This window comes from Ruegeria sp. CDSA079, assembly GCF_059612245.1.
Genome location: NZ_JBXWQF010000040.1, coordinates 1 through 11,042, shown reverse-complemented (window position 1 = coordinate 11,042; position 11,042 = coordinate 1). Strand labels below are relative to the sequence as shown.

Annotated in this window: 11 protein-coding genes; 4 read left to right on the top strand and 7 right to left on the bottom strand. The window is 52.9% G+C overall.

Annotation, left to right across the window (positions count from 1 at the left end):
* Window positions 1–513: 513 nt before the first annotated feature.
* From AC2FJZ_RS21925 to AC2FJZ_RS21915, 3 genes are all read right to left on the bottom strand, one after another.
* Window positions 514–783, bottom strand: coding sequence for a helix-turn-helix domain-containing protein (locus tag AC2FJZ_RS21925; protein ID WP_496780320.1), 270 nt, complete (start codon window positions 781–783; stop codon window positions 514–516).
* A gap of 41 nt (window positions 784–824) precedes the next feature.
* Window positions 825–1,853 carry an IS110 family RNA-guided transposase gene (locus AC2FJZ_RS21920; protein WP_496780318.1) on the bottom strand — a complete coding sequence of 343 codons (1,029 nt, stop codon included), beginning with the start codon at window positions 1,851–1,853 and terminating at the stop codon, window positions 825–827.
* A 497-nt stretch (window positions 1,854–2,350) separates the two neighbouring features.
* Window positions 2,351–2,647 carry a hypothetical protein gene (locus AC2FJZ_RS21915; protein ID WP_496780317.1) on the bottom strand — a complete coding sequence of 99 codons (297 nt, stop codon included), beginning with the start codon at window positions 2,645–2,647 and terminating at the stop codon, window positions 2,351–2,353.
* A gap of 131 nt (window positions 2,648–2,778) precedes the next feature.
* Here AC2FJZ_RS21915 and AC2FJZ_RS21910 point away from each other — a divergent pair, with 131 nt between their 5' ends.
* The gene (locus AC2FJZ_RS21910; RefSeq protein ID WP_481668348.1) at window positions 2,779–3,039 is read left to right on the top strand and encodes a hypothetical protein; all 261 of its coding nucleotides are present in this window, start codon (window positions 2,779–2,781) and stop codon (window positions 3,037–3,039) included.
* Window positions 3,040–3,569: 530 nt separating this feature from the next.
* Here AC2FJZ_RS21910 and AC2FJZ_RS21905 read toward each other — a convergent pair.
* Window positions 3,570–5,114: a ShlB/FhaC/HecB family hemolysin secretion/activation protein gene (locus AC2FJZ_RS21905; protein ID WP_496780315.1), complete on the bottom strand. Its 1,545-nt coding sequence runs from the start codon at window positions 5,112–5,114 to the stop codon at window positions 3,570–3,572.
* A 219-nt stretch (window positions 5,115–5,333) separates the two neighbouring features.
* On the bottom strand, window positions 5,334–6,266 hold the full coding sequence (locus tag AC2FJZ_RS21900) for an SdiA-regulated domain-containing protein (RefSeq protein WP_142639638.1): 933 nt from the start codon (window positions 6,264–6,266) through the stop codon (window positions 5,334–5,336).
* A gap of 182 nt (window positions 6,267–6,448) precedes the next feature.
* Between AC2FJZ_RS21900 and AC2FJZ_RS21895 the strand changes: the two genes are divergently transcribed.
* Window positions 6,449–7,207: a DUF4956 domain-containing protein gene (locus AC2FJZ_RS21895; protein ID WP_142639636.1), complete on the top strand. Its 759-nt coding sequence runs from the start codon at window positions 6,449–6,451 to the stop codon at window positions 7,205–7,207.
* Here AC2FJZ_RS21895 and AC2FJZ_RS21890 read toward each other — a convergent pair whose 3' ends face one another.
* Complete coding sequence (locus AC2FJZ_RS21890; protein ID WP_496780313.1) at window positions 7,208–7,477, bottom strand: tautomerase family protein; 270 nt, start codon at window positions 7,475–7,477, stop codon at window positions 7,208–7,210.
* A gap of 122 nt (window positions 7,478–7,599) precedes the next feature.
* Here AC2FJZ_RS21890 and AC2FJZ_RS21885 point away from each other — a divergent pair, with 122 nt between their 5' ends.
* Both AC2FJZ_RS21885 and AC2FJZ_RS21880 read left to right on the top strand, forming a co-directional pair.
* Entirely contained in the window at window positions 7,600–8,025 is a 426-nt protein-coding gene (locus tag AC2FJZ_RS21885) for an acyl-CoA thioesterase (RefSeq protein WP_496727295.1), read from the top strand.
* Between the two features lie 639 nt (window positions 8,026–8,664).
* Window positions 8,665–10,581, top strand: a complete 1,917-nt coding sequence (locus AC2FJZ_RS21880) for an adenylate/guanylate cyclase domain-containing protein (protein ID WP_496674398.1) — start codon at window positions 8,665–8,667, stop codon at window positions 10,579–10,581.
* A gap of 207 nt (window positions 10,582–10,788) precedes the next feature.
* On the opposite strand, the gene AC2FJZ_RS21875 is transcribed toward AC2FJZ_RS21880, so the two are convergent.
* Window positions 10,789–11,042: hypothetical protein (locus AC2FJZ_RS21875; protein WP_496780311.1), on the bottom strand; the 254-nt coding region annotated here is incomplete at its 5' end.

The window sequence follows — 11,042 nt, the reverse complement described above, 5'->3', positions numbered from 1 at the left end:
CTTTGAAATCCAGTTGGGCATGTTCGAAAGCTACGGCCTCAACAGGCAGATCATGTTCCTCGTCGGATGCGGGGAACGGTCTAGCGCTATCGCAATCTGATTGCATTAATTCCGGTTCAGACCGCCTAGAGCAATAGCCTTGCTTGGTGACGAAGTTGGCGTGGTATTCTGGTATCTCATTGTCGACCTAAGGAAACGAGATATAGCTGTAATTGGGGCCGGTACGATTCCAGCGGTCGGTCCATGCAGTGGGTACGAGAGGTTGTCGGGCGAGATTTGCCCCTAGCGGTCTACTGATGTCGACACTCTTGTTTGTGCGTTTGAACCATCGGTTGAGCTCTGGAGGACTACCTTACCAACAGAAGTTGCTTGTATTAAAGTGCGGGCTTGCCATGCAAGCTGAGGCTGTATCTTCTTTCTGCGGTAGTATCGTCGACTTGGGCTGTTGAGAGTAAGACAGCGCAAAGACAAATCCTGAAAGGGGTCTGTTCCGGCTGGGGGCAGAATGACACCCTAAGGGTCTTCGCGATGACGTTTCATAATGTCGAGCACAGTGTTTTTGCTGATGCCCAGATCGCGTGCAATCCTTCGGTATGAGCGCCCTTCCGCCACGGCTTGAACGACCTTGGGTGCAAGCTTGTCGGATTTCGGCCTGTTTGCGCAGCGCACACGGCTGCTGGCCCTGATGGTTTCCGCTGGCCAAGTCCCAAACCGCAATACGGACAACTTGGTGTCCCTGACATTCGACGGGGTGTCTTGGTTGGCGGGCTGACATGGCTCCATCATCTCAATGGTCTTGCGTCTCTTGTGTCTCCTCTTGTCCCTTATGCCGCATGGGGTTGGTATCGCTCGTTTCGTGTCAGTACGGCCCAGACGATCCGTGCGGTTTTGTTGGCCATGGCCACGGTTGCTAACCTTGGAGCCTTTCGCTCCAACAGGGCGATTGCCCATGGATCTGCGCGGTCCGGATTATCCTTCATGTGTCTCAGTCGTGCCGTCATGCCTGCCACCAATAGGCGTCTGACGTATCTGTCCCCCATTTTTGAGATGCGCCCGAGGCGTTCCTTGCCACCGCTGGATCGATTGATAGGTGTCAACCCCAGCCAGGCAGCAAACTCTCGTCCATTGCGGAACTGGTGCCCGTCGCCCGCGGTCGCTACAATCGCCGAGGCGGTTACCGGGCCAACACCGGGAATGGTTCGCAATAGCATGACCTGGCGGTCTCTTCGACCTTCAAGCAGGATGCGTTTGTCGTACCAGAGAATGCGCAAGTGCAGAGCGACCATCTGGTTAGACAGGTTCGTCAACACATCGATGGCGACATCGGGAATGCTCGGGAGGGCTCCGTCCAACACCCCCTTTGCAAACTTCACGGCGCGACCTATTCCCGGAGCGATCACGATCCCGAACTCGCCCAACAGTCCGCGTAACATGTTGCTGAGCTGGGTCCGCTGCCGCACGACCATGTCTCGGGCGCGGTGGAGGAACAGGACACCTTGCTGTTCCTCGGTCTTGATCGCGACAAAGCGCATCGTCGGACGCGTTACGGCCTCACAGATCGCCTCTGCATCGATCGCGTCAGACTTTCCACGTTTGACATAGGCTTTCACGTACATGGCCGGCATAAGCCGGACTTCATGGCCCAGCTTCTGGAACTGACGCGCCCAATGGTGGCTTGATCCGCAAGCCTCCATCCCAATCAAACGCTCGTGTTCCAAATCATTCGATGACGGACACTTGAGAGCTTTCAGGCGGTTCAAATCGAAGACCTCGTCAAAGACTTCAATCTGGATGCTAACAAAATCCTGGAGGTGCTTGGATGCGACAAGGATCAATGCGTGTGGGTCAGGCATCTATAAATCCGGCTGAATACGTGCAGCTTTGTTTCTGAAATATGTGCCGAAGCGCAAGTTTCACATAATTTTGCTTATCTGTGCCGCAGATGAAGGGGTCCATTGCGGTACGGGGCGAAATGACACTCTAAGGATTTTCGACTAAGCCGACGTTCGTCCTTTGCGCAGCGGATTCAACGCGAGAGCCCAAACCAACCTATGCTGCGCGATGCCCCAACTACAGCAATGCGCAGAAAGCTGACTTTGCAAAGTTGCCGTTCAAAGTTTCGCTTGCCCAATCCGACCGGCCCAGATGGTCAGAGGCTCTTCGTGGAAGTGCGGCACTTTCGATTGTTGGCCTATTCGAAGCAAATTTAGGTACGGAGCATTGTCGGGCTACGTCAGCCAACGTAAACGCCAGGGAATAAGGGCAATACGAAATCCAGTTAACCAGATGACAATTGACGAACTTTTGGTCGATTAATCTCATTGTTTGAGCAAAACCTACCCAGCGAGCTTCAGCGCTGCTTTCGTTTGACCGAGATAATGCAGCCAGAGTGTTTTGGATGTCGTGCCGGTACATCGCGTGCCATTGCGTCCACGTTTCCGAGGTGCCGCAACGCTCCGTTGTTCAGCAACACGCCTCGCCCAGCATCATAACGGCGCTGTCCAAATCCGCTGGCAACGCATTCCCAGTCTTCCTTGGCCGCCGCGTTGCGGAATCTCGGTAGGTCGTGCGGATCATGCCGCCCAGGTGTTGCTGCGACGTGATCGTGTTTCTTCGCATTGCTTTGGTGGGTTAAATGGTGGGACACTTGTGTTGTGCCAGGTTGTTGGACAGTACCGGTTGTCGGCCTCGGCTTGGGACGCATGATCGTCACGACGCCTTGTGGTTTCGGATGCCCTGGGACGGCCACGTGAGTTGCCGTAGGTTTTGGTGTCAACTGTGGAACCTGGCCAGGAACCGCCGTGGGAACCTGATTGGGGGTTGCTGTTGGGACAAGCGGTGGCGTCGCTGTTGTACCGCTGGGTTGCGGAACACGGCCGGGCACTGCGACCGGAATTTGGTTTGGTGTTGCAGTCGGGACGAGCGGTGGCACAGCAGTTTGACCGGTGGGCTGAGGCGGGACCTGACCAGGAACTGCGACTGGTATTTGGTTTGGTGTCGCGGTGGGCACAAGTGGCGGCACCGCTGTTGGGCCGGTAGGTTGAGGCGGAACCTGGCCAGGGATAGCTATCGGAACTTGATTGGGAGTTGCAGTCGGAACTTGCGGCGGCACCGCGGTAGGCCCGGTAGCCAATGGCGGAACCTGATTTGGAACGGCTGTCGGAACCCGGTTTGGAGTCGCATTTGGAGTCAAAGGCGGAGCTAGGGTCGGCGCTACTACCGGCGTGGGAACCTGACCGGGAACCGCTATTGGTGTCGCGATAGGAACCTGACCGGGAATTGCGTTCGGAACCGCGCCCGGCGCAAGGACTGGAACAGTAACGGATGTGGGCGTTTGCTGGGTTCCCTTAGGCGGCAACTGATTTGCTACCGGCTGAGTTGGGCCGGTAATTTGATTACCTGTTCCTTGCCCACCGGCCTGCCCGCATCCTTGGCTTGACTGGTGAGGATTCCCCACGCCACGGCACCACCCGTAGTGATTTCCGCCGGCAACGACCTGTGTAGCGGCCAGTTCTGCAATCAAACAAGCTGTTGTAAGTAACGCAATTCTGTTCAGTTTCATAACATCCTCACCAACTTGTTGTCAGAGCAAGATACGCGCCTGGGTCGCCCGAGTCGGTCAGAGGACCGTCTCTCAAAGGGACGCCAACGTATCCGGATAGGAATAAGTTTCGCTTAAACTCGATGTCCAGCCCCAACCCGGTCGATGCCAGTGTTGCACTTCCCACTTCGAAACTGGCGGGATCATTATTCGAGATGTAACCAACGTCGAAAAAAGCGAAGGGCGTCAGACGATTTACGCTCTGCGAGCTTGGGAAATAGGAGTGAGATACTTCGAAGATTGCTGAGATCCCTGAATCACCATCCACTTCGTCAAAGCGGTATCCACGCAACGCATAACGATCACCAAGGAAGTACTCTTCGACAGAGGGTAACCGGTCTGTTGTGTACTGACCCCAGATCTCTGTCCGCCAAGCTGTGTTGGGCGATAAGCCCGGTAGGGGGCTTTCATATCCGATGCCGCCCCTCAAATGCCAGAACGAAGAGTCCCCGTCATCAAAATTCGCGTCTGTCGTGTCGTTGTCATTGTCACCAAAAGATAAGGTTAGCCCCGCTTCCAGAGCTTGTCCCTTTGGATAGTTTTGCCCGTAAAGATATGTAAGGCCAACGACACTCGCGTCACTGGATAGTGGTACGCCACCACTGACTGAATCCGCTTTTGAAAGGCGATAGTCCAGCAGAAGATATCCATAACGGGCCACATCTCGGATCACGGGGTAACCCATCGCGACTGTGAAGTTCTCGCCGTCAATATCTGTTCTCGCAAAGTCCCCTGAGAGGTCACGTTTTGCGTTTATGTTCCCGTAGAAGATCTCACCGTACAGACCATTGCTGTTCAGCGGCGTGCGATAGGTAAGAGCGCCCCATAAAGAGTGCTCATCGTCTTTGTCCCAATTGTAGTTGCCTGATCCCTCAAATCGCAGCAAATCCCCGACGGTCAGCGTTGAATAAAACTCTTGCACGACATAGAAGCTGAGCGCTTCTCCAAGCTCACGCGGAGGGTTGTCGAGTGTCGCACTCCCGGCTTGTTTGCGCAGAGGCTCTCCCAATACTCTCAGCCGAGCACCAGCCTGATCCGGGTAATCAAGTTCGGTCGACAACTCCAAGTCAGGTATGTCCTCGGCTAGCATAACCGCCCGCTCAAATCGTTTCAGCGTTATGGGATAGGAGGTGGTGAGGGGCTGAAAAATCTTCTCTAGGGTTTGGAACGTGCGCGTATCTACACCTTCAATTTCGATGGTTTGAATGCGCCCTTCATCAACAATTATGCTCTGCCCATCGGGGCCGGGCCAGGCCTCAGCCAAGAAGTAACCGTCTTCTCGGTAGATCTGCGTGATCGTTGATGCGACATCCACTGCTGTGATGCGCCCTGACCGATCAAAAGCCAACTGACCGGCAAACGTTAACAGCTCATCCGTATCATATACCGTTACGCCGCTGACAGAGTGCTGTGATGCGATGTCCCAGGTTTGGGCAATGCTGTATTTTGGAACTGCAACAAAGGCCACTAAAGTGCAAATGATCGCAATTACAACCGAATTGGATACGGGCATTATCGATAACCTTAAGGAGACTGAGCATGTTGAAGCCCAACGTTATTACATGGTTCGCATGTGTGAACCTGACGCTATTCGAATATATTGATGGGTGATGTTTTTTAGAAACATATCGAACAGAGCGCAGATTTACTTAATATGCTGCACATAAGACGGCACTCATTTACACAACCCCGCTTTTCAACCACGCAGAGTAGAGAACTAGTAGGACAGTCCTCACAACTCCGGTTGCTCAAAAACATAAAGCCGCGATTTCTTGGCATCATCTGTCAGGATATAGAGAAGCCCTCTGATCTCATCGAGAGCGATCCCTTCGGGATGTTTAACTTCTTTTTGTTTTCCATCTTCTGTGAACGTCAAACTGATAGACTTTACGGACTTGGATTCTGGATTGTAGATGAAGATCTGACGGCCTTTGTCACTCACAATCCAAAGAGAACGCGAGGACCGGGACCATGCCAGGCCGCTCAAATCCAGTTCATCATCATCTACACGCTCGGAGATAAAACCTGCATCGCGGGCTAAAGGAATGATCTCAATAATTTCGTCTAGCTCTGGCGATAACACCATTAACAACCTTGGTTGTCCCTCAATGCCAACGAAGACCCGCCCGGATTCCGGGTCAACGGCGATACCTTCGGGTCCCTTATTCAAAGGGTTGCCGACGAGTAATTCAGCGGCGGTCGGGTAACCTTTAAGAGATGCGAGAGGTATTGTCGTCAGTTGAATGGGGTCAGTTGGGTGAACGACTAGGATTGATCGGTCAGTTTCTTGAAGCACCAAAACAGACCCATCTTTTCGAGGTGCAACACCCTCCAAATCTGATCCTGCCAATGCTGGCAACTTGAAAGAGTTTCCTAATACCCCGTCGACTCCGAGTAGGTGCAGTTTAGGTTCGGCATCACTTACAGACCACAAGAAGCCTTCAGTGTTAGACATTGCCAAACCGGAAGGCTCTGAAAATCCCTCTGATTTGTCTGCCACCTTGAATTTATCGACCAGAACCAAACCAGCACTTTCGGCGTAGGCAAAATCGGTCCAAGGCAAGAAGGCTGCCGCAACCAAGCTGGCCGTAAAAGCGAGTCGTCTAAGTTTGCAGAAACACCGTGAAATTGTAGGTTTTGACGGAAACACTTTGTTTTCTGCCATTCAATTTTCTCGCGCTTGGACCATATCCTTGTATCAGCGTTCGTATCACAGTCCGGACGCGATGTCCGAAGAATGCACGGTAATCTCTTTACCTGATCCCGCCTGTTGCGATTGAATTGAATAGGGCACGATGTGCCTTTGGTGAAGCGTAAGCCTTTGGCGTGAGCAGGAAGGAAGACAAGTTGAATACGACCCTCACATTTGTGACCGTGTTGTTGATGCTGCTGTTGCCAGGTGCTGCGGTGTCACAAGTCGACCCTGCGACGATGCTGGCCGGGGCTTCGGAATCGGAAATTCTCATCGAACGCCAGTGGACGCAGTTTCGTGGCAAACAGGAACTGTATTTCTTTACTCTCGATGTGATCGTCACGATCATTCTGGCTGGCTTGATCGTCTATCATCCGGTGAGACGTAAAGCCCGTAGAAGTGTCAGCGATATCGTCATGCCGCGACTGTTCTTCCTTTATGCGCTTGTCGGCATGGCGGTTGGGTTTCTGGTCGTACAGCACGGATCGATGATCGGGTTCGTGATTTTTGGAATAGGAGCTCTGTTAAGGTTCCGATCAAATATGGATGACCCGGTCGACACGGTGGAAATGATTATAGTCACCGTGCTTGGGCTGGCGGTAGGGCTGGGCTTACCCTTGATGGCCACACTGGTGGCGGTTGTATGTTGGTGTTTCATTTGGCTCGGTGGGCGAAACAAGGGCGTGGAAATTTCGCTCAAGGCTTCAAACGAAGAGCACTCATTGAAAGTCAGCGGGGACATTGAAGCCATGGCCGCAGACGCTGGCTGGAAGCTGGTCAGAAAACACCACGTCCCCGGAAAGTCTCGCGTCTCATTGCTTTTCATCACCTCGGGAGGGCTTTCAGAAGCCCGGATAGAAGAGATGATAAACGATCTGGTCCCTGATAAAGTTGAGCTGAAACTCAACCTCTAGTCATTTCACAAGGTCCAAACGTTTCAACACTGCATTCGGGGATCTGATCTCTTCCGGAAGCGACTTGAAATTTACCGACCTTTCGAAGTCAGGTCCTCGATATACTGCTATCCCAAATTTTCCGTTTGGCTGGAACGTAACATGAGTGAAGCTGTGAGGTGATGTTTGCCCGGCGACTTCGCCGAAGGCCTTGGTGACATTTTGTATTATCCTGCCTTTTTCTTCTGCCGAAAACACACCTTCAAGCACCTGAATTTCAATTGAGGGCATCGCACACTCCATTTCTTAAGACTTACCAAAATGCTGGTCTATACTTGGCCGATTGTTCCACAAGATGACATGCAATGCCCATTCTTGTAAGAATTCTATGCAATTTCGAGAGGAGCAACCACATGTCAGCAATGGTTTCATTTCGCTCGGTCGTTGATCCAACGGATTGCGATTTTCTTGGACATATGAATGTTTCGAGGTACTTCGCCGCATGTTCCGACGGTGTACTAGCCATTCAATCTGAAATGGGGTTAACCGCAAACGATATGCGTACGGGACGCCGGGTTTCATTCGCCGTTGTCAACGCCCAAAGCGATTTCCGCGCAGAGCTTACTGCTGGCGACTCGATACGGCTGGAGACAGAAGTTGTAGCGATTGGCTCTAAATCCATGACCTTTAGGCATCGGCTTTTTCGAGTTGACGGCAACAAGATGGCGTTCGAAACCGAATTCAAATGCGTGCTGCTAAGCCTTGAAACCCGCCAGGCCACAGAGATTCCCGATGACGTTCGCGAAAGTGCAACCAAATGGTTGGAGAACCCAAACTGAATGACCAGAAAGTCCCGAAATACCGTGGTCTACTCCGACCAATCTTAGTGCCGTATATCAATCGGCGGCTTTGTCCGGAGACTGCGTAAAAACTCTGACTGTCCGGCGAAAAACGCCGAAAACAGCCTCTATGTGTGTTCTCTCGCACTTCTAAGAGAGCTTTTGCACAGGCGCCGAAATCGAGCGCGACGAGAGAGCTCATGGGCCGGAGTTTTCATACAGCCTCTCCGCATCGCTAGAATACCAAAGCTTGGTTTTGAAGGTCCGGTTCGGGCTGACTGTGTTGAAATACTCAAAAAACTGGAAAGCCTAAATTTTCTGCGAACCTCGATCAATCGCAATAGATCACCACCGATATCGATGACGAGCGTTGAGACACTCGCTGGCGGCCAGCAACTGATTTAGGCCGACCTTTCGGCTAAAAATTTCAATCGGGCCTGTAAGGGCAATTTTGCATTCGAATTTGCGCGAACTTGGATTTTTTCAACACAATCGGCTGGGAGTATTCGTTCAGGTCCAGTGTTTCAGCAGTTAGGTTCTTTTCGTTTTTTACCGTAGCGTCCACCGATCAAGCGTGCATACCAGATTGTGTTTTGACGTTTCTTGGAATGGCGAACCTTTCTGACGTAAACTTCACCAATGGAACGTCGACTTGCCGCGATCTTGGCCGCTGATGTGGTTGGTTATTCACGCTTGATGGGCGCGAATGAGATCGGCGTTTTGAACGCTCTCAAAGCACTTCGTTCGGAGCTGTTCGATCCACAGGTTGAGAAACATCATGGTCGCATCGTCAAACTAATGGGTGACGGAACGCTCGTGGAGTTTGCTTCGGTCGTTGATGCAGTGAACTGCGCGGCTGAAATCCAAGCGAAACTGGCGAAGAGAAACGACAACCTGTCTCCTGAAGAGCAGCTTGAATTGAGGATCGGCATAAATCTTGGCGACGTGATGATCGATGGCGATGACCTTTATGGTGACGGTGTAAATGTCGCGGCACGGATTGAGGAGTTGGCGGAGCCTGGTAGCGTTTGCGTGTCTGAAGTTGTTGCAACTCAGGCAGCCGGCAAAGCTAACGTTGGTTTCGAATACTTGGGCGAAACCCGCCTGAAGAACATTTCTGAGCCGGTGCGAATTTATCATGTAAATCCTCAGAGCCGAGCAATCAGCCGCCGCAGCTGGGTTAGGAGCCGTGGCGTTCAGGTGGCAATAGGCGGAGCGCTTCTGATCACTGCGGCATTTGTGGTTTGGCAAGGCATGCATCGCTGGGGTGCCAATGAAGCCGTTCCTTTTGACGAGGCTACGGCTCTGACCCGGCCTACAGGTCCTACGATAGCGGTTTTGGCGTTCGAGAACCTAAGTGGAAACCCGTCGAAAGATTACTTGTCCGATGGCATCAGCGAGGATGTGATTATCGAACTCGGACGCTATCGCGACCTCAACGTCTTATCGCGGCACACCACTTTCTCCTACCGCGGGCAACATCAGGATGTGCGCGGTATCGGTGAAGCCTTGGGTGCCGATTTGGTGCTTGAAGGTACGGTACGACAAGCGGGTGATCGTCTGCGAGTTACGGCACGCCTGATCGACACCCAGAGCAGAGCGCAGGTCTGGTCCGAGGCGTTCGATGAGAACCTTACGACCGCCAATCTCTTTGATGTGCAATCTCGGATCACCGAGCGCGTTGCAGTTGCGATTGGTGACACGCGCGGCGCCATCAGGCGAACAGACGAAAGGCGGGCACGGGCAAAACCGCCGGAACGATTGTCGTCGTATGAATGCACCATGTTTTATGACGATTTGTACGATAGACCGGATGTGCAGAAGCGGGTCCATGGTTGCATTGAAAGGGTAATCACGGAAGAGCCGGATTATTGGCGCGCCTGGGCGCAGCTGGCCGAGGCATTGCGTGTAGATCTAAGCTTTTTTGGGGATCGCTATGCTGGCACATATGAGGAAAAACTCAACCGAGCTTTGGCTGCCGCCAACGAAGCCAAGGCACTCAACCCAAACTCGGCCCGTGTCCGACTTATCTTGGGTATTCTTCTGCTCATGAATGGGGATCGCGACGGCTTTTTCGCCGAGGCGGAGGACGCGCTCGCTATTGGAGGCGACCGCAGCGTGGAGGCGGAATTCGGCTACTGGCTGGTCTGGACCGGGCGTTTCGATCTGGGCGCGGCACTTGTACGGCGGGCTATCGACCTCGACCCAGGGTCGACCATCAAGGATTGGCATCAAGCGCTCTCGGAATACCACTTTCACAAGGGTGAATACGAACTTGCGCTTGCCGAAGCGCGCAAGGGCGTGCTGCTGGATTATTGGTGGTCGATGATCCCCGAAGTCACGGTTCTCGCCAGGCTTGGACGCGCTGACGAACTTGAGCGCGCCCGAAACCGGCTTGAAGCCACGCGCCCCGGCGTGAAAATCGCCGATATTGTTTGGGTGTATCGCCGTTACCAGCGTCCGGACGCTCTTATAGCGCCCTACGTTGATGCCTTCCGGAAGGCAGGATTGCCGGAGGGCACTTATCGAGCATTGGATTTGAACGACCGAGGCTAAATCGTTGTCGGTCCCGGAAGCAGATTGCGCGCTCTAGATTGACTATATTTTGGTCTGAAAAAATGGACCTACTACGGCGTTATTCCGGTGGCCGCTTGGTCCCGCACTTCGGAAACTGAAAGGCAGGGTGAAAAAGCCTGCTCTGGACTGATAGTCGTACTTGCGAGATTTTTTCAATAAAGGCCGCTGGGAAGCGGCCTAAAAAAATTATACCTCAGTAGCTTCAGCGATGGCGAGCGTGTCTTCAATATCTATGCCTAGCAGCGGGTTGTGCCAAAGCCGTCCATGCAGGCGCGAGCCGATTTGTGCTATGATCACAGCTGAGGGAATCAAAAGCCGAGTCATCGATTGATCACCTCGCACCAAGGGAGTTTCAATGAAAACGATGTCTTTCAGGCTGATACCCAACCCAAACGACATGGTGGCCTCGGATTTCACCGATCCTGGCTCCTTCACGACCA

Coding starts and splice junctions, on each gene's coding strand:
- AC2FJZ_RS21925 (WP_496780320.1), bottom strand. CDS start 783: ATGGAGCCATGTCAGCCCGCCAACCAAGACACCCCGTCGAATGTCAGG.
- AC2FJZ_RS21920 (WP_496780318.1), bottom strand. CDS start 1,853: ATGCCTGACCCACACGCATTGATCCTTGTCGCATCCAAGCACCTCCAG.
- AC2FJZ_RS21905 (WP_496780315.1), bottom strand. CDS start 5,114: ATGCCCGTATCCAATTCGGTTGTAATTGCGATCATTTGCACTTTAGTG.
- AC2FJZ_RS21900 (WP_142639638.1), bottom strand. CDS start 6,266: ATGGCAGAAAACAAAGTGTTTCCGTCAAAACCTACAATTTCACGGTGT.
- AC2FJZ_RS21890 (WP_496780313.1), bottom strand. CDS start 7,477: ATGCCCTCAATTGAAATTCAGGTGCTTGAAGGTGTGTTTTCGGCAGAA.
- AC2FJZ_RS21885 (WP_496727295.1), top strand. CDS start 7,600: ATGTCAGCAATGGTTTCATTTCGCTCGGTCGTTGATCCAACGGATTGC.
- AC2FJZ_RS21880 (WP_496674398.1), top strand. CDS start 8,665: ATGGAACGTCGACTTGCCGCGATCTTGGCCGCTGATGTGGTTGGTTAT.